13 protein-coding genes are annotated in these 18,992 nt (G+C 34.9%); 9 read left to right on the forward strand and 4 right to left on the reverse strand.

Annotated elements, in window-relative coordinates; translation table 11 throughout:
- From F6K22_RS06955 to F6K22_RS06965, 3 genes are all read left to right on the forward strand, one after another.
- Positions 1–506, forward strand: a 506-nt coding sequence (locus F6K22_RS06955) for a glycosyltransferase family 4 protein (RefSeq protein ID WP_293095040.1), incomplete at its 5' end; no start/stop codon positions are given.
- A gap of 289 nt (positions 507–795) precedes the next feature.
- On the forward strand, positions 796–1,776 hold the full coding sequence (locus F6K22_RS06960; RefSeq protein WP_293095043.1) for a glycosyltransferase: 981 nt from the start codon (positions 796–798) through the stop codon (positions 1,774–1,776).
- Between the two features lie 1,242 nt (positions 1,777–3,018).
- Positions 3,019–4,668 carry an alkaline phosphatase family protein gene (locus F6K22_RS06965; RefSeq protein WP_293095046.1) on the forward strand — a complete coding sequence of 550 codons (1,650 nt, stop codon included), beginning with the start codon at positions 3,019–3,021 and terminating at the stop codon, positions 4,666–4,668.
- A 646-nt stretch (positions 4,669–5,314) separates the two neighbouring features.
- Here the strand turns inward: F6K22_RS06965 and tnpA are convergent.
- Positions 5,315–5,719, reverse strand: coding sequence for an IS200/IS605 family transposase (gene tnpA / locus F6K22_RS06970; RefSeq protein ID WP_293095073.1), 405 nt, complete (start codon positions 5,717–5,719; stop codon positions 5,315–5,317).
- Positions 5,720–5,778: 59 nt separating this feature from the next.
- Here tnpA and F6K22_RS06975 point away from each other — a divergent pair, with 59 nt between their 5' ends.
- The 6 genes from F6K22_RS06975 (at position 5,779) to F6K22_RS07000 (ending at position 10,939) form a co-directional block, all read left to right on the forward strand.
- Complete coding sequence (locus tag F6K22_RS06975) at positions 5,779–6,852, forward strand: RNA-guided endonuclease InsQ/TnpB family protein (RefSeq protein WP_293095049.1); 1,074 nt, start codon at positions 5,779–5,781, stop codon at positions 6,850–6,852.
- Entirely contained in the window at positions 6,839–7,090 is a 252-nt protein-coding gene (locus F6K22_RS06980) for a hypothetical protein (RefSeq protein WP_293095051.1), read from the forward strand. Before F6K22_RS06975 ends, F6K22_RS06980 begins: the two co-directional genes overlap by 14 nt.
- A 202-nt stretch (positions 7,091–7,292) precedes the next feature.
- Positions 7,293–7,418 (forward strand): hypothetical protein, encoded by a 126-nt coding sequence (locus F6K22_RS06985; protein ID WP_293095054.1) that lies wholly within the window; start codon positions 7,293–7,295, stop codon positions 7,416–7,418.
- Positions 7,419–7,623: 205 nt separating this feature from the next.
- Positions 7,624–9,195 carry a glycosyltransferase family 39 protein gene (locus F6K22_RS06990; protein WP_293095056.1) on the forward strand — a complete coding sequence of 524 codons (1,572 nt, stop codon included), beginning with the start codon at positions 7,624–7,626 and terminating at the stop codon, positions 9,193–9,195.
- 914 nt (positions 9,196–10,109) lie between these two features.
- Positions 10,110–10,283, forward strand: coding sequence for a hypothetical protein (locus F6K22_RS06995; RefSeq protein ID WP_293095059.1), 174 nt, complete (start codon positions 10,110–10,112; stop codon positions 10,281–10,283).
- Positions 10,284–10,606: 323 nt separating this feature from the next.
- A complete protein-coding gene (locus tag F6K22_RS07000) occupies positions 10,607–10,939 on the forward strand; it encodes a hypothetical protein (RefSeq protein WP_293095061.1) in 333 nt (110 codons plus the stop codon).
- A 615-nt stretch (positions 10,940–11,554) separates the two neighbouring features.
- On the opposite strand, the gene F6K22_RS07005 is transcribed toward F6K22_RS07000, so the two are convergent.
- The 3 genes from F6K22_RS07005 to F6K22_RS07015 all read right to left on the reverse strand — a co-directional run bounded on the left by F6K22_RS07005 (position 11,555) and on the right by F6K22_RS07015 (position 18,123).
- Positions 11,555–12,700, reverse strand: coding sequence for a hypothetical protein (locus F6K22_RS07005; protein ID WP_293095064.1), 1,146 nt, complete (start codon positions 12,698–12,700; stop codon positions 11,555–11,557).
- A gap of 677 nt (positions 12,701–13,377) precedes the next feature.
- Positions 13,378–14,850, reverse strand: a complete 1,473-nt coding sequence (locus tag F6K22_RS07010) for an MBOAT family O-acyltransferase (protein ID WP_293095067.1) — start codon at positions 14,848–14,850, stop codon at positions 13,378–13,380.
- 474 nt (positions 14,851–15,324) lie between these two features.
- Complete coding sequence (locus F6K22_RS07015) at positions 15,325–18,123, reverse strand: Calx-beta domain-containing protein (protein WP_293095070.1); 2,799 nt, start codon at positions 18,121–18,123, stop codon at positions 15,325–15,327.
- Positions 18,124–18,992: the final 869 nt, after the last annotated feature.

Raw genomic sequence — 18,992 nt, forward strand, 5'->3', positions numbered from 1 at the left:
TACCAAATGTTTTCATGCATATAATTGGTGATGGAAAGAAACAAAAAGAGCTAGAAAAACTTGCTCATGAATCTGGAGCAGCAGTGAAATTTCATGGCAGACTTAGCCAACAAGAAGCATCCCTATATATGGGAGCTGCTAATATTTGTGTAGCACCTTATAATCAGAGTTTATTTTCTGGAGGTAAGTTTACCAGTGCGAGTTTAAAAGTATGTGAATATTTAGCTTGTGGTCGTCTAGTTATTTCTATTCCTTGTGAGAGAATGGAAAGTTTATTAGATGGTGGTAAGTATGGCTTTTTTGTAGAAAATAATCGAGAAAATTATCAAGAGTTTTTTCAAAAATTACCCGATATAAGGGAGATTTTAGAAAAAGAAAATAACTTGATTCATGACTTAAATAATTCTACATTGAAAAATAAGGAAATTGTAATGACATGGAAGGATATAGCTGAAATGTACAAAATCGTAATTGAAGAAAATCTTTCATTAATGGATAATGGATAATTACTTCTGGTGAAAACCGTGAGGGAATTGAATGTAAGGAATATTATTTCTTTTCTCTTGGTCGATTGGATATGGTTAGGTAGCCCATAATCCTATCCTTCGAGAAACTTTTAACCTGAATTATTTAATTAATAATTATTAATTGTTCATTAAAAAGCTCTTTGCGTAGCATTCCGCACGATGAGCTGACCGCTAATAGCTGTTTGCGCAGTATTCCGGAACGGAAATGCTTACTAAAATCTGGCAAAAGTGGATTGATTTTTTCAAATAGAAATATGAGCAAAAAATTATGGATAACGAAACTCAAACTATTCCTAAAAATGAATCAGAAAATATATCTAATCCTCAAATATCTGTAGCAGTCTGTACTTACAATAGAGCAGACCGTTTAGTATCAGCCTTAGATGCTCTGATTACTCAATCCTTACCTACTGAAAAATTTGAGATTATATTAGTTGATAATGCTTCTACAGATAACACTAAAGAAGTATGTGCAAAATATCAGGAAAAATTATCTAATCTACATTATATATATGAGTCAGTTCAAGGTTTATCAAGAGCACGAAATACAGCTATTAATAATGCTAGAGGAAAATATATTTCTTACTTAGATGATGATGCTATTCCCTGTGAAATTTGGCTAGCAGAAATTTTACAAACATTCGAGATAGTAACACCAATGCCAATAGGAATTGGCGGACCTATTTATCCCTTATGGGAAATGGGAGAACCAGAGTGGATGCAGTCAGAAATGGATTTTTTATTTAGTATTATTGACTATGGTAAAGAATCTCACTGGTTGAAGTTTCCTAAATTTCCTTTTGGAGCTAATATGAGTTATCAACGGGAAGCTATTTTAAAAGTAGGAGGATTTGATGAAAGTTTAGGGCGTAAAGGTGGAAGTTTACTTTCTTGTGAAGAATATTTACTGAATAAAACTCTGACAAAACAAGGGGGAAAATTTTATTACAATTCACAAGCTTCTGTACAACATTGGATTTCTAAACAAAGAACTGATTCTAATTGGTTAATTCGTCGGAGTTATTGGCAAGGTCGTTCGGAAGGAGTCGTCGATAAAATAGTAGGAAAATCTCTAAAACGACAATGGTGGGATAGTTTTGACAAAGCAATGAATCTGAAACGAATTTTAGATTTATGGTCGCCAGAAAGTAAAATCAACATATCTGCAAAAGCTTGGCGAGCGCGATGTTGGGGTTACTTTTTTCAAGTTTGGTTTCATCATACACTTCCAAGTAAAAAAGGTGAATAGCTCTTGAATAATTAATAATTAATAATTAGGGTTTGCTGAAAAAGTCTTATGGGTGAGGGTAGGAGTCAGGAGTCAGGAGTCAGGAGTCAGGAGGAATGGGGAATTTAGAGGAGGGAGGCAGAAAAATCAAGGGATGATTTTTCAGCCAATAGTCAACCCAAAATCCTAACTTTTTGAGATCCCAAAATGCGAAAACCTTGTACTTTTTCAAGACCTAAAAAGTCTAAAACCTTTATCTGCCAATGCTTTTATATTTAATCAGCAAGCACTAATTAATTATTCCCTCTTATTAAAAAGAAGAGAATTGGTTGATAGGAACTTTTTTTCTTCCTGAAAAGAGAGACTTTAAGCCTTAATTTTTCGGTAAGCATTCAGCGGTCAGCTAGCCTCCTGCGGAGGAACTGAGTTAACAGCTATTAGCCATCAATTATTAACTTATTGTCTTGGAAGAAGGAATTAGTTCTCCAGGAAAATTAAAAGTTATTAAGAAAAAGGTCATTTGCTAACTTTAGTAGTTGCTGAATTTTTTCAAATACTGAATCCTAATAGCTAAATACTTACAACACTCCAAGGTAAAAATAGGCAACTAAGTATTGTATACTTTTACAAATACTTTACTTGAAAATATGCCACAAAATATATTTTTCTCCTATAATAATTAAAGATAGAACTAAATATTCGTAGATTGAGCAGAATGATAATTTCTAAGTTCAAAATCAAACCAAAACAATAAGTAAATACCAAGCAATATGATGAGACTATTCCCACACATCAATTGATTGAAAATATTATTTAGATGAATAACCAAGATGTGAATAAATATAGCGGTTTTCAGTCTGGTCAAGTACATTAACGCTCCCCCATTATCCCCCTTGAGAAGCTATCCCTTATAAGGAACTCCTGAAACCCTGTGGATGGGGGAGTGGGGAGATGGGGAGATGGGGAGATGGGGGGAGTTTAGCCTCTAATTAAATAGGTTTACTCTCCCGAAATGTCCATTGAATAGGAATTACATAACTTCTCTTTTTTGTCAAGTTTTATGTTAAGAAAGATGTTTATAAAGCATAGCTTGAGAAGGGGGGTTGGGGGGGATATCCAGCATTTACCTCACAAAGGGTGAGAAATGCTATATAACCTCAATAAATATTGCCAAGTATTAGCTAAAAAGTTTAGTTTTGCTAATGAACTTAATTAATTATATATATCGCTCAACTTACTTACTGTATTTAACAAATAAAAACTATGAAAAACCCAGTAATTGCCCTAGGATTAGATGCTGCTGACCCAGTTTTAATAGACAAATGGATATCTCAAGGATATCTACAAAATCTCAAAACTCTCCGAGACCAAGGAGCTTATGGCAGACTAACTCATATTGAATATTACAAAGCTGAGACACCATGGACGACATTTTTGACAGGTTGCTTGCCACAAAAAACAGGATATTGGGCGCCTTTCAAATATTATGAAGGTACATACAATGTCAAATATGTTGAAGCTTACGACTTTCAGGAATATGAACCATTCTATGGTTTGGGAGATGACTACCGAGTAGCCGTTTTCGATATGCCCCAATCTGGTTTATCTGAGAAAGTTAACGGTTTACAAGTATTAGCTTGGGGCGCTCATTCTCCCCAAACTCCCTCTCATTCGCGCCCTGCATCGCTTTTCAAAGATATAATTAAGGAATATGGAGAACATCCTGCACTTCATAAAGATCATGGAGATTGGTGGGACAAAGGTTATATTAATCGTCTTAAGGAAGCACTGCAAATAGGTATCAAACGTCGCTCCGCAATTTGCAGAGATTGGTTGAAACAGGAAAAATGGAATCTATTTCTAACAATATTTGGGGAAACTCACTCAGCAGGACATGATTTTTGGTATTTGAGTCAAGAGGATCATCCGCTCTATTCCCAGAAACAGGAAATAGGCGACCCTATGCTAGAAACTTTTGAAAGTGTAGACCGCGCCATTGGTGAAATTTTAGCTGAAGCTCCAGAAGATGCTTACTTGGTAGTATTTGCAGCTCATGGTAGTGACAATAATACAACAGATGTTCCCAGTATGTTGTTATTGCCAGAGTTCCTCTATCGGTATAGTTTTCCTGGAAAATTTTTACTGCCTCAAGGAAAATCAGGAGCAGTTGTTCCCCCACCAGTAACATCTCCCCAACGGATGAACTGGCAAGAAGAAATTTGGCGAGAAATGTATCATCCTAATCCGATCAAACGGTTGTTGAGACGGTGGGGATCGAATAATTTTAATAGTCAGCTAGACCGAGTGGTAAGGAAGTTGCAAGGTAAGGAAGGTTCCTTACTCTCTCGTTTTAGTCGTCCGAGGGGACCTTTAGTGTGGCAACCAGTAATGTGGTATCAAGAATTGTGGCCACAAATGAAAGCCTTTGCTTTACCTAGTTTTTCGGAAGGGTATATTCGGATTAATCTTGAGGGTCGTGAACCAGGAGGTATTGTTGCGCCATCCGAATATAATGCAGTGTGTCAAGATTTGACAGAACAACTTTATGAACTTAAGAACCCCCGCACCGGAGAGTCGGTGGTGAAAAATGTGGTGCATACTCGCCAGTCAGCAAGCGATCGCGACCCTAAGTTACCTGATGCAGATTTGGTTGTAGTGTGGAAAGATAGACCTGCTGATGTAATTGATAGCCCTAAGTTTGGTAGAATTGGACCTGTTCCTTATCGTCGGACTGGTAGTCACCGTTCGCGGGGGTTTTTAACAGTTAAAGGTCCTGGTATTGAAGGGGGTTCGATTTTGCCAGAAGGCCGAGCTGTGGATTTGCCTCCGACAATTCTAGAGTTAATGGGCGCACCAATTCCAGAATATATGGATGGTAAGCCATTAGTGAAAGTATCAATTCCAGTGAGTTGATAGTAACTATCGACTTTATGGGAGTCAAAGATTTAAAAGTTAGGTATTGAGTGTGGAATTCTGAGGTTTCTTGAGAAGGTTAATGAATGTGCGGAAGTAATTCCGCACACAGCCTTTCGATCAAAAAATACTAATTATTAAAAGTAATGCAATACTTTAGCTATACTTCAATAGTCAAATAGTTACCAAGATTTTTTGTCTGTTTTTGACAATTATTAGTCGGTCAGTAATTATTTTCCTACTTTTAACCTCTGCACGCACTCCCAGACTTCCCACGCTTCTCCACCGAATCAAATATAGCAATATTTTTGAGAAATGGTATAAGGTACACTCAAGAAAGTCAAAAATCAAAACTGATTTGGCTGAAAACTTTAACTTATAATCATAGTGTTTCACGGAAGTCAAAAGTTAAAACTCAAAAGTTAAAAGTAAGATTTTATAAGCTCAAAACTTTGACGCGCTCAGTAATTTCAGGAAATTATTTGACATACAGTATAAGATAAGTAGTGTAGCCTAAGTTGATGAAATTGGTATCAGTGATGGAATCATAATACAAAGTTATAAAACAAAAAAAAACGGCGGGAGGAAGTTAGCCAGCACGTTTTAACGGCTGGTTGAATAACGACACGCGGGTTTTAACCCGCAGTTACTTTCCGGTCTGGCTTTCAATATACTTTCTCACTGTTTCAGTTGAAGCATTGCCAGTAGTTGCGCAGAAAAAGCTTGGTGTCCACAATGTAGGCAATTTGAGCAATCTAGGAAATTCTTTCCTTAAGTGATGCGATGCTCTACCTTTAATGCGCTTAATAATTACTGATGGTGCAAAAGTAGGGTCAACTTCTAAAAATAAATGCACATGGTCTGGCATGATCTCTAACGCTATTAGCCTCCAATTATACTCGGTACATAACTCAAAAATTATTTCTTGCAACCTTTGTTGAACTTGACCTATTAGTACAGCTTTTCTCCGTTTAGGACAAAAGACGAAATGGTAATTTATTAACGTAACTGAGTGGGGGTTTCTTCTATATTCATCTGGTTTTTTCTTCATCAAATCTGTAGACAAAATATGTTTAATAGTATTATTGTATCTACAGGAGGTGATCGACGATGTATGGATGTCAACAACATTTAGTTAATAGTACACCAGAGGTTATGGCCGTTCTTGAGTATCTTTGTTCAGAGGCCAATAAATTGACCAATTGTGGAATCTACTATTGTCGCCAAATACTATTTAAAGCAGGAAATTTCTTAACTAAAGCTGAGTTAGATTTTGAGTTAAAGTCTAATCTTCATTTTAAAGCTATGAGGTCAGCTTGTGCCCAACAGACATTACATTCAGTAATTGAGTCTTTTAATTCCTATGCAAGAAGTGCCAAAATGTTTAAATTAGGAGAACTAGCACAGAAGCCTAGACCACCAAGATATCGGAAAAAGAACGGTTTAGCAGTTGTAAGTTATCCTGCCCGTTGGGTAAAGTTAGTTGATGGAATGCTCAAGTTTTCACTAGGCAAGCAAGTAAAAGCATGGTTCGGCATTGACCATTTCTTGTTGCTTATGCCTAGCAACCTAGATTTTAAGCAAATAAAAGAATTTAGATTCGTTCCTAGAAATAACTGTTTCTATCTGGAATTTGCGCCTCAGCAACCACAACCAGAAAAGGGTCAACCAATAGCAGGAAATGTTTTAGGCATAGACCCTGGATTAAATAACTGGTTAACCTGTGTAAGCAATGTGGGAAAGGCTTTTATAGTTGATGGCCAAAAGGTTAAATCTCAAAATCAATGGTACAACAAGCAAGTAGCCAAAATAAAATCAGGCAAGTCTGGTGACTACTGGGACGATAATTTAGCAGCTATTACTGAAAAGCGCAACCGTCAGATGCGGGATGCTGTAAACAAAGCAGCTAGATTTGTTCTCAACTGGTGTATTGAACATCAAATAGGCACAATAGTTTTTGGTTGGAATCAACGCCAAAAAGATAGCATTAACATCGGCAAGAAAAATAACCAGCAGTTTGTTCAAATACCTACAGCCAAATTAAAGACTAGAATAGCTGAACTTTCTGAGCAGCAAGGAATTAAGTTTGTCTTGACTGAGGAAAGTTATACAAGTAAGGCAAGTTTCCTAGATGATGATTTTCTGCCGACATTTGGTGAAAAACCCGTGCATGTGGGAGCCTAAGTCCTTCGGACACGCTTCGCGAACAGGAAAGCGTGTAAATCGGGGCTTGTATCGTTCAGCAATAGGACAATTAATTAATGCAGACTGCAATGCTGCTGCTAATATTTTAAGAAAAGTATCAACACAGCTAGAAATTAATCTAGCCAAGGTTGCTAGGGAAGTTTTGATGCTTCCACAACGATATAGATTAGATAGTCTAACTAAAAAGTATCGTAAGCAGTGCGTGGCGTGGCTTTAGCCCGCAGCCATCACATCCGCTTAGAATCCAGGGTGTTTTAACCCCTGGAGACATCAAAGTTGGTTAACTATAGCAATTCCCATACTGGTAGGGTACGCGCATTCGTTGGTTTTAGAGAACACGCGCACTGGGAACAGGTATGGAGGGAATAGGGAAGAGAATAGGATGGTGGTGCATAGTAATGTTATAGGAAGTGTGGGAAGTGTCGGAAGTGTGGGGAGTGTGGGGAGTGTGGAGAGTGTGGGAAGTGTGCGAAAAAAATGTATATTTTCACCATTACTATGCAGGAGGACCGAGAATAGAAATAAAGATAGGTGTACCTCATTAGACTGAGAAATGCTATAGATTAGTTGTAGAATTAATTTCCTGTCCTGATTTTGTAAACCTATAATAAAAATCCTCTGTCAATATCGCAACAAAAATAACAAATTACAGAAGAAATTTGTCAGCCTAATATGAAGATTTATAACTCTGTACTGCCAAAAATCAATATAGAATAAAATCATAACAAAAATGTATCCTAGTTAAGAATTATGTCTACTAAATTAGAAAGGAAGAGTAGCTTACAAGCTAACTGGCTACAATTTACTTTTGTTATGATCCTAGTTCTGGGAATATTTTTGAGATTTGTAAATTTAGACAAAAAAGTTTACTGGACGGATGAAACTTTAACATCACTAAGGATTTCTGGATATACAGGGGTAGAAGTCGTCGATCAATTATTTGATGGTCGTAAAATTAATGTTGAGGAATTACAAAAGTATCAACGTATTAATCCAGAAGTTAGCTTCACTGAAACGGTGAAAAATTTAGCAATAGGAAACCCTCATCATCCACCACTTTTTTACATAATGGAGCGATTTTGGGTGCAATGGTTTGGTAGTTCGGTAACAGTAACTCGAAGTTTATCAGCTATCCTCAGCCTCTTAGTTTTTCCTTCTGTTTATTGGCTATGTAGAGAATTATTTCAGAAACCGATATTTGGATGGGTAGCCATAGCCATATTTGCTATTTCACCTTTCCATATTTTATATGCGCAAGAAGCACGACAATATAGTTTATGGACGGCAACAATTTTATTATCAAGTGCTGCACTATTAAGAGCATTAAGAATTAACGATAGAAAAAGCTGGGCAATCTACACTGCGAGTACGATCTTCAATTTATATACTTTTTTGTTCTCTATTTTAGTGGTAGTTGCACATGGTATTTACGTTGGAATCATAGAAGGTTTACGAGTTACTAATAAAGTCAAAGCTTTTATTGTATCTTGTTTGCTAATTATGCTTGGTTTTTTTCCCTGGTTAATTGTAGTAGTAGGTCAATTAAATAAAATTAATAAAGCCACAGATTGGTCAGCTATACCAGTTGGATATTCTTTCTTAATCAAAGCTTGGATTTTACATTTAGTTCGTCTATTTTTTGATATAGAATTTAGCTGGAAAAATCCTCTAACTTATTTAAGTATACCCATTTTAGTATTGGTAGTCTATTCAATTTATTTTCTATGTCGTAAAACTCCTCAAAAGACATGGCTATTTATTCTTACATTAATTTGTATAAGTTTTCTACCTATTGTATTAGCCGATTTATTTTTTGGAGGTCGTCGTTCTAGTATAAGTAGATATTTAGTACCCTATTTTATCGGAATTCAACTAGCAGTTAGTTATTTACTGGGTGTAATAATTGGTAACTTATCAGAGAGTTTACAGCAAAGAAAAGTTTGGCAAATTATTACAGTTTCAATCATCTCTCTAGGAATTTTTTCTTCTGTCATAATTTCACAAGCAGAGGTTTGGTGGAATAAATATACAAGTGTTCATCATCCCTATATAGCTGATATAGTTAATCGAGATATCGAACCAATTTTAGTTAATTTTAGAGGTAGTTTAGGTTATGCTCTTTCTCTAAGTTACTTGCTAGATTCTAAAGTTCAGTTAAGATTATATCGTAATCCTGACGCGAACTACTTGCCTGATGAATCTAAAAATGTATTTTTGTTGTATCCCTCTCGTTCATTATTAAAAAAATTAGAGCAGGAAGAAAAATACAAAATACAGTTAGTTTATAAACCAGCAAAATTATGGAAACTAGAAAATAATTGAATGTTCTCTAAGTTTTAAGGAATTAAAAAACTATCAACTTGTTAATTTGAAAGTTAACTTTACTCTACCTAAGTTTTTATAATCATAAGTGAAAGTTAATGAAAGACTACAGTTTATTGCTAGAGAGGATTTTACCATGGAAATTCAAACATTACTTCGTAAATTTAAAAGATTATAGCAATTCCCAAAGTTATGAGGTACAGTTGTTTTTCTTCTTTTCTGTTCCCTGTTCCCAGTTAAGTGTTCCCTGTTCCCTCAAACCTAAAATTTTGTACCTTACCAGTATGGGAATTGCTATAAATATTATAACCACTGATGCAGTCCTAGAAAAAGGTTTAATTAAGAGTCACGATCGATATCAAAAATTCTTAGTTGTATCGAGGGGGAGAAGTGGTTCTAATTTTTTTATGAATCTTTTACCGAAAAATTGTGGTCTAAAGCCTCCCGTGTTAAGGCTATAAAAAGCGGTCGTTTGTGGAGCATGACCTAGGATGGGATGGATGGGTTACCTAACCTAAGCATATCCAATCTCCCTTTGAGAAAAGAGAATATTCGCCAAGGTCAAGCCTCCTTATTGCAGAGGTACTGTTAACTGATAACTGATAAATGAAATGATAATCTCATTCTCATATTAGAGGTTTTGGAGAGGTATTTCCTAAACAAAAAAATAGAATTTACTGTTGAAAAAGATATTATTAGCATGAAAAATAGTTTACCAACCAAATTTTTAGATAAGGTAGTGTTTAGAGAATATCCTAAATATGTTAGTGCAGTAGGATTCAAGTGACTCCATAATCAACCAACAATTGAATTACTTAAAATCTATAAAAGATTTAAAGATCATTCACTTAAAACGTAAAAATTACCTAGCCTCATACATTTCCCTAATTTCAGCATCAAGAAGTGGTTCTTGGATGAATACAAAAAATGTCAAATCTCAAAAATACGATGCGTTAATTGAAATAAATTATGAGGATTGTATAAAAGAATTTGAAAAAATTCAAAATTCGGAAAAGGAGTATGATGAATTATTTGTCGAGCATCCGGTTTATCAAGTAAACTATGAAGAACTGACAAAAAATTTATGATAATCACTTAAACACATTCAAGATTTTCTAGACGTTCCACAGAAAACCTGATAATCAAATACCATAAAACAGTCCAACATACCGCTTCTTCAAAATATCGCCAATTATGAAGAATTAAAAGATAAATGTAGTGGTAGTCATTGGAGTAGTTTTTTTGAGTAAGGAACGGAAATTAATTTTATTAATCTTGATTAGGTAGTTATATAGAAGTAGCGCTATTGGTCAGTAAATTTATTTTTCTGTTATACCAGTGCAGTTATTGACTCTCAGTAAGTAATTTTATTCTCTATTGTCAAAAACTCTTCAAGATATGATATTGTGACATGAGCGAAACAATGCTGTATAAATATGAAAATCATTCTAATCCAGCAATAGCTGAGATAGTTAATCAAGCAACTAATCCAGTGATAATAATTGATGCAAGAATTGGTCATATAATTTCTCTGAGTTATTTAATGGAACCGAAAGTAAAATTTCAGCTAGTCCGTAAACAAAATATTCCTAATATTTCTAAAATTAGCGATAATTTTACGGAAGTATTTTTATTCAGTCCTTCCAAAGAATTACTTTTTGGCATTAAGCAGTCTGAAAAAGTAGAACGGCTTGATCGAGAACGTAGTCAATCTTTGTGGAAACTGATAAGAGCATCTAATTAGGGTTTCGTGAAAAAGTCTTATGGTTAAGGGTAGAATTGAGAATTTATAATTGAGAGGAGTTAGGAGGAATAATTATCCCTTAATTTTTCTATTCTTATCTACTCAAAATCCTAACTTTTTTAGCTTCCTAGACTAAAAACATTGCACCTTTTTTTTACTCTAAAAATGCTTAAATATTTTTATAATTTATAATTGAGAGGAGTTAGGAGGAATAATTATCCCTTAATTTTTCTATCCTTATCTACTCAAAACCCTAACTTTTTTAGCTTCCTAGACTAAAAACATTGCACCTTTTTTTTACTCTAAAAATGCTTAAATATTTTTATAATTTATAATTGAGAGGAGTTAGGAGGAATAATTATCCCTTAATTTTTCTATCCTTATCTACTCAAAACCCTAACTTTTTTAGCTTCCTAGACTAAAAACATTGCACCTTTTTTTTACTCTAAAAAGACTCAAATATTTACAGATAAGGGCTTTGAAAGTTAATCAGCAAGCCCTAATTAAAATTTTAATCAAGTAAATCACTAATCATTAAACATTTCCAGAAAAGATGGATTAGGCAGTAGGCATTAGGGAGAAATAATTGATTTTATTTTTTATTATTAGGGATGTTTATTCTTCTATCTCTTCCGGCTTTAATTTTTCTACTAACTGCACAACATCAGGATTATTATTTCCCCAAATTTCCTGTCGGTCACGAATTTTCTGGAGATGAGATTCAATATTTGATTCTGTAATTAAAATCCCAAAATCTTTGGGAACTATTTCATTTTGATAATCAAATAAACGATTCATAACTAAATCTCCTACTTCCTTACGATAATGAGAACTATCCCAATAGTTTTTCATATTCTTAGTAATGGGTTCTGTAGTGATGGTGTTATAACCAGAAAAATCCCAGACTGGTGTAATTTTAACTATTTCTCGTTTCCAATCTTCAAAAGCAGACCATAATCCTACAGTCTGAATACTTTCCCATTGACTAGCATGGGATGGAGAAATAAAAATTTTTAGGTTTATATTTCTTTTTTGACAAGTTTCAACAATGTCTTTTAAATCATTTAAAAATACTGTGGAAAGTTGATATTTTTTATAATACCCTTCTCCTCTCATTAACCCACTAAGCATACCTTTAAATTTTTTTGGTATTGGTTCATTGGGTTTGTTTTGATAAACATAACGTAAACCATCGGGATGATAAAGATAATAAGCATCAGAGTTAACACTTGCTTTTATTGTTTCTTGGCTGGCATCTAGAGCATCAATAGAAAAACTAACATTCACAAAATCTTGGGGAATTAAACTTGTTTTTTCTAAGCGTTTTTCGTTAAAGTCTGCTTCATTAACTTTGTATTTATTGAACATAAAAAAATCTATACCTATGACAACTGTTTTTAATTCTGGTTGATTTTTTAAAGCGTGTTCAAAATAGCGCTTAACTTCATAAATATTCGGCCCGACTAAAGCTAAGTTATAAGCAGGTTGTTTATTTTTAAAAGCTGGATGTTTTGGGTCTAAACCTAAGTCTGACCTGGAAGAACCTAATAATAAAGTTTTTGGCTGAATTCGAGTCACATCGACTGCTTTAAATAGCCTCACACTAATGATTTTTTTTATTTTGAGTAACTCCAAACCAAATAAATTTTGGTTGTTCATTACTCCATAGGGATCTACAGCTAAATTAAACAAACCAAAAGATAATAAACCAGGAAATACAAGCCCAAGAAAAGTCAGATTAAATTGACGATATTTTTTCATATTTGCACCTTGATTAGGGTTTGCTGAAAAGTCTTTATTGGTCTTTGTAGTAGTCAGTAAATATCTCCAGAAAAGAGGTGACAGGGAACAGGGAACAGGAAACAGGGAACAGGGGGGAGTAATTGATAATTTATGGATAAAAATTGATTTTATTTTTCATTTTTGGAGAAGTCTATTAGTCAATAGTCAGTAGTCAGGAGAAATGGTGGATTACAGAAGATGTAGTCGGAGCAATTGTCTCTCAATTTTTCCACTGTTGTTTGCTCACCCATCCTCACTTTTTGAGCTATTGATAGCCAAAAGGTGGCACTTTTTTAGCATATGAAAAGGCTTGAGCCTTTATTTATCAATGCTTTGAGATTTAATCAGCCAGCCCTAATTAAACACTATAGCGCTACCCATTAAGGTATTTGACATTTCTAAATCCTGAAACCCTTTGACAGTTTACCGAATAATTAATAATTAAATAATTAAATAATTCAGGTTGAAAGTCTCCCCAATAAAGGGGAAAAAGCGGTCGAGAGATCCTGAGGAAACCTAACCATATCCAATCACAAACGCGAGAAATAAATTTTTTCCTTTTAGTCAATCCTCTCTCTAAAAGGGAGAGGTAATTATCCATTATCAATTATCCATTAATGAATATTCCCTATTCCCTAGCGCTACGCACTATAAAATTAAAATTGGAAGTAAAGAAATTCAGAAACACGATTTAGAGAAAGTAAACAAGCAATAGCTAAACCACTAATCCACAGACTCCACCACCAACTAGGTTTAAACTTTTGCATAATTTCCTGAGTATTTGGTGTGAGAGTAGCTATAAAAAATACTGAGATTAACACGATGAAACTAAATTTATAATTCTCCGGTAAATAAGGAAATTCTCGCCAACTTTCAAACTGTACACCTAATCCACTCAACCAAAATAAAACACTCTTAAAATCATTAACCAAGACAATACCTTTCATTCCCAACATTGCCTGCCAAATAGCGACAGCATCATTAATATTAGTAGCTCGAAAAACCACCCAACTAAAAATAACTGCCAGAAAAGTTATTACCCAACCAAAAAAAGCTGGTAATTTAATTCCTAATTTCCGCCACCCATGATTAATCATCAGATAAGTACCTTGCATACCACCCCAAATTATATAAGTCCAACCTGCACCATGCCATAAACCACCTAATAACATAGTCATCAATAAATTAGCATAGCGACGCACTTCTCCTCTACGACTACCACCAAGAGGAATATAAAGATAATCCCGCAAAAAATTAGAGAGAGTAATATGCCATCTGCGCCAAAAATCAATGATAGAAATTGCTTTATAGGGAGAATTAAAATTAATTGGTAAATTCAGATTAAACATCCACCCTAAACCAATAGCCATATCTGAATAGCCAGAAAAATCAAAATATAGTTGAAATGTATAACTTAAAGCTCCTATCCAAGCTTCCAGAAAAGTGACATTATTAGCATTATTAAATACTCCTGCTACCCAAGGAGATACATTGTCTGCTATTAATACTTTTTTTGCTAATCCTAGAGTAAATAAAGCTATACCCATTGCCACATTTTTGTGAGAAAAAACAAAAACTTTGAGTTGTTTTAACTGAGGGATAAGTTCGTCATGTCGAAGAATTGGTCCAGCAATTAATTGAGGAAAAAATACGACGAATAAACTATAAGAAAGTAAGTCATATTTGTAATCTTTAGTTTCTCCTTGATAAGCATCAACCAAGTAAGCAATTTGAGTAAAACTGTAAAATGAAATTGCTAAAGGCAAGAAAATTTTAGGTACTGCTAAATTTGCCTGGAATATTTCATTTAGGGAACTGATGAAAAATCCTGCATATTTGTAATAACCTAATATTCCTAAATTGAAACAAATACCTGCCCACATTAAAATTTTTGCTGGTTTGCTTCCTGGTGGAGAAGACTTGATATATTCACCAAAATAATAGTTACCTAAAACAGAAATTATTAATAGAGGTAAATAACTGATTTTCCAGTAACCATAGAAAAATAGTGAGGTAAGTAATAACCACACTGTTGCACCCCTAACCATCCGGAATTTACTTAAGCCAAAAAAGATAGCCAGAGTAATTGGTAGAAAGCAAAAGATGAATTCGTATGAATTGAATAACAAGGTTGATTATTGTTCTGTAGTTAAAGGCCAAAAGCTAGGTTCATTAATTTATAATGGATAATTTTTATAATGGATAATTATTTAAAGTTGAAAATTTTTGTACTATTGAAAAACTTTCACCCTTTTTATATCTAAGAGAAATAGTTGACTTTTTGTCCAAAGTTTACCAAGCTAATTCATTATCAATTATCCATTTCCAATTAACCCTAGCTTAATAAAATATTTTATATCAAATTCAAAAAAGGTTGTTACAGTAAAAAAGGTAGTAGGGGCAAACAGCCGTTTGCCCCTACAGATGGTGTATGATTTAATACTTTGCGTAAGCTCCGATTATATCAGATCAAATCCGCTTACTTTATATTCAATTCCCTTGCGGTTTTAACCAGAAGTAATTATCAATTATCCATTATCAATTAATGAACTGTTCCCTTTCTCCACAATAAATCACTATGTATACAGGAATACCAGAAGATTTTAGACAATTGTGAAATCAGCAGAGGTAATATCATTGGCGATCGCTCCTTCAACTACAGCCAAAACTTCATTAGTAGAGGTAACTCTAATTATAGTGTTTGCACCTGCATTTTGAATTGTTAATTCATTGAAAGTTAAACCACCAGATAGTCCAAATAGATCGTTACCAAATCCAAAGTCTGTAACAACGTCAGTTCCATCTCCTTTACTGTAGACAAATAAATCATCACCAGCACCACCAGTAAGGGTGTCATCACCAGCACCACCAGTAAGTTCGTTAGCACCATTGTTCCCTGTGAGTTCGTCATTGCCATCAGAACCAATTAAATTTTCCACATTGATTAGAGTATCTTCAGCAACAACCGTATTAAGGATCGCATCTTCCCAAACCTCTGCTAATTTATCATAACCACTAGATTTCAGGTGGATACCATCAGAAGTAAAGTCACTGGAAATTAGTGGAGCATTAAAGATATCTACAAAACTGACATTTTGACCAGCATTTGCCTTTGGTTGCACAATTTCGCTTTCAATGCGCCCACTAAACTCAGAAGTTATAGCCTTATGGGTAGAATTTGAAGTATTCGGTATCAGAGAAGCAACCAGTACATGGGTATCAGGTGCAGCAGTAACCATTCTCTCCACAAGTTCTTCTAGGTCAGCGATCGCCGTATCTGCATCATCACCTTGGAGAATATCATTAGTACCTGCCAATACTAAAACCATATTTGGGTTATAAGTTCCCAAGGTATTTTCAATAGTTGTGTATTTTGCCACTGATGGGCTATTGAAACCTTGAAATTGAGTGACAGTGTTATCTATAAGGTGATTAATAGTAAAAGCACCACGACCTTCATGGTGTCTATCAATATCAGAAGCACCACTTGAGGCTGTACCAACAAAATCTAAATTGTACCCAGCACCATTTAAGGATCTCCATAATTCGTTGCGATAACCACCGATACTTGAACCGCTCGGGAACCCACGAGTGTTAGAGTCACCTAGAGGCAGAATTTTAAAATCTTCAGACCAAGTTTCAAACTTGCGACTGACATTACCAGTATTTAGGTTAGCAATAACTCCACTGGTTTGGTTGTTGGCATAACTAACTGTATCATTACCACTATTACCATTGTAGATATTGTTGCCAGAACCCCCAAATAAACTGTCATCTCCCCCAGCTCCATTGAGAGTATCATCGCCACCAAAACCATTAATATAGTTATTTTGTTTGTCTCCTGTTAAAATTTCTCCTGCTTCAGTACCATCAATAGCTGTTGGGTTTTCATTATCTATTATTGTTAATACTGCTGTATCCTGAGTTCCAATAATTGCCCCACCTGTGGGATTTGATAAAGCTAAATTAATAGTTTCATCTGTCTCTGTGTCTGTATCATCAACAATGGGAATATTCACAGTTTTCTCTGTTTCCCCATCAGCAAAGTTAACTACTATAGAAGTATTATCATAATCATCAGGAGCAGTTGCTGTACCATTACTGGGGATAAGTGTGACACTGACTTCTCCATCACTACCGTCGCTACGAGTTACTGTTACTGCTGCAGTAGTTGTACCATCTTCATTGATACTGTAAGTGGTGTCGCTCAAGGATAATGTGCCTGATACTGGATCTGGTGCTGTAACAGGGATAAATTCAATGTAATCAAATCTTGCCCACTCTCCTGCTTCTCTTTCTCCATTGAGGGTGATGTTTTCTCCATTATTAATCTGTAAACTTGTAGCAATAGTTCGCTCTACAAAATTGCGACGACTTACCGAGCCATGACCCAGATTTTTATCTAACACCCAGGAATCAATAGTATCATTGCCAATTTCTACCGAAACAGGAGATTTACCATCATTCTCATCATAGTAACCTACTACTACATCGTATGTAGCTGTAGCTCCTGTAAACTGAGTTGTAGCACTACCTTGTGTATTGCCTGAATTCCACAAAGAGACTACTGCATCACCTGAAGCTACACTTCTGGATTCAGATATGTAGCCAGTTAGAGTCATGTCTTCTGCTTCTAGGCGAAATGGTGATGGTGGTACTTCATTATCAACAATAGTTAATGCTGCCGTATCTTGAGTACCAAGAGTTGCTCCACCTGTGGGGTTTGATAAAGCTAAATTAATAGTTTCATCTCCCTCTGTTTGAGTATCATCAATAATGGGAATATTCACAGTTTTCTCTGTTTCCCCATCAGCAAAGTTAACTGTTATGGGAGTATGATCATAATCATTAGGGGCTGTTGCTGTACCATTACTGGGGATAAGTGTGACGCTGACTTCTCCACCACTACCATTGCTGCGAGCTACTTTTACTGCTGCTTGAGTACCATCTTCGTTCACACTATAACTGGCATTACTCAGGGATAATGTTCCTGGTCCAACTGGGATAAATTCTACATAATCTACTCTAGCCCATTCTGCACTTTCTGCTGTCCCTGTGATAGTAATGTTTTCTCCATTTGATATCTCTAACCCTGTAAATACTGTTCGTTCTACTTTATTACTGTTGCTGACTCCACCACTGCCTAAGTTTTGGTTTAGAGTCCATTGATCTTGTGCTATTCCTATTTCTATAGAGATTTGACCTTGGCCATCATTCTCATCATAGTAACCTACTACTACATCGTATGTAGCTGTAGCTCCTGTAAACTGAGTTGTAGCACTACCTTGTGTGTTGCCTGAATTCCACAGAGAGACTACTGCATTACCTGAAGCTATACTCCTCGATTCAGATATGTAGCCAGTTAGAGTGATGTCTTCTGCTTCTAAACGAATGTTTGTCATATTTAATTTATTCTGTTGTTGAATTTGTCAGTAAATTTTCTAGTAGTAGTTAGACATTTTCTAAGAGAAAAAATAGCTGTTTTTGTAGCATTCCACAGGAAATATTAGTCTAGGCAAAGGAATTAAGTCGATGCAACCAAAATAGCTGTTTTCGCAGGAAGACCTAGAAAAACCCTTGAGAGTTAAGGATTTATACTTTTTTGAACTAAAACTATCTACCTATATATTTAAGACTATTTTATGACTCTGTTTTGTTGAAGTCCCACTAGAAAACTTTAGTAGATTTTATATAGATTTCCTGGTTGCTTAATTTAATTATCACTATTTTTGCTTAAAGTTTTGGTAAAGTTATACAGAAAATTTATGAAGTTTTGATGAAGTTTGAAAGAATACACTGTTATAGGTATTACTTTCAGAGACTGAATGTATCAGGAAATATAAAAAGAAGATAGGGAACACTTAACTGGGAACACTTAACTGGTAACAGGTATGGAGGTATGGAGGGAGGAAGAAATCAAGACAACTATTTGTCAGTTAAAAATCTAGGAATATATGTACCTTTCCACCTCTGGTATCTACCAAATTTCAATCTCTTGAAGTACTAGCGCTTTTAGATTTTAGTCACTACCCATCTGTGTTAATACTTATTTTACAAACAGTCTCTCACCAGTCCTAATTTCTAATTTGATGAGAGTATGTATCAGAGAATTTTTTTGTATTAGACTTGTCGCTTTATAACTAAAAAAAACTGGCAAACCCAAGTCAAGTAAGGATTTTAGCTATTCCTAAATAAAAACTTCTGTAATTACTGCTGTGTCTTAATTTGAGCGATTTTTTCCATCTATTTAGCGACAACTCTATTAATACTG

The organism is Okeania sp. SIO2F4 (assembly GCF_010672385.1).
GTDB lineage: Bacteria > Cyanobacteriota > Cyanobacteriia > Cyanobacteriales > Microcoleaceae > Trichodesmium.

What these genes read in the sequence shown, in the direction of transcription:
- F6K22_RS06960 (WP_293095043.1), top strand. Translation starts at nt 796, where the DNA reads ATGGATAACGAAACTCAAACTATTCCTAAAAATGAATCAGAAAATATA.
- F6K22_RS07000 (WP_293095061.1), top strand. Translation starts at nt 10,607, where the DNA reads ATGAGCGAAACAATGCTGTATAAATATGAAAATCATTCTAATCCAGCA.
- tnpA (WP_293095073.1), bottom strand. Translation starts at nt 5,719, where the DNA reads ATGAAGAAAAAACCAGATGAATATAGAAGAAACCCCCACTCAGTTACG.
- F6K22_RS06965 (WP_293095046.1), top strand. Translation starts at nt 3,019, where the DNA reads ATGAAAAACCCAGTAATTGCCCTAGGATTAGATGCTGCTGACCCAGTT.
- F6K22_RS06975 (WP_293095049.1), top strand. Translation starts at nt 5,779, where the DNA reads ATGTATGGATGTCAACAACATTTAGTTAATAGTACACCAGAGGTTATG.
- F6K22_RS07005 (WP_293095064.1), bottom strand. Translation starts at nt 12,700, where the DNA reads ATGAAAAAATATCGTCAATTTAATCTGACTTTTCTTGGGCTTGTATTT.
- F6K22_RS07015 (WP_293095070.1), bottom strand. Translation starts at nt 18,123, where the DNA reads ATGACAAACATTCGTTTAGAAGCAGAAGACATCACTCTAACTGGCTAC.
- F6K22_RS06980 (WP_293095051.1), top strand. Translation starts at nt 6,839, where the DNA reads ATGTGGGAGCCTAAGTCCTTCGGACACGCTTCGCGAACAGGAAAGCGT.
- F6K22_RS06990 (WP_293095056.1), top strand. Translation starts at nt 7,624, where the DNA reads ATGTCTACTAAATTAGAAAGGAAGAGTAGCTTACAAGCTAACTGGCTA.
- F6K22_RS06995 (WP_293095059.1), top strand. Translation starts at nt 10,110, where the DNA reads ATGAATACAAAAAATGTCAAATCTCAAAAATACGATGCGTTAATTGAA.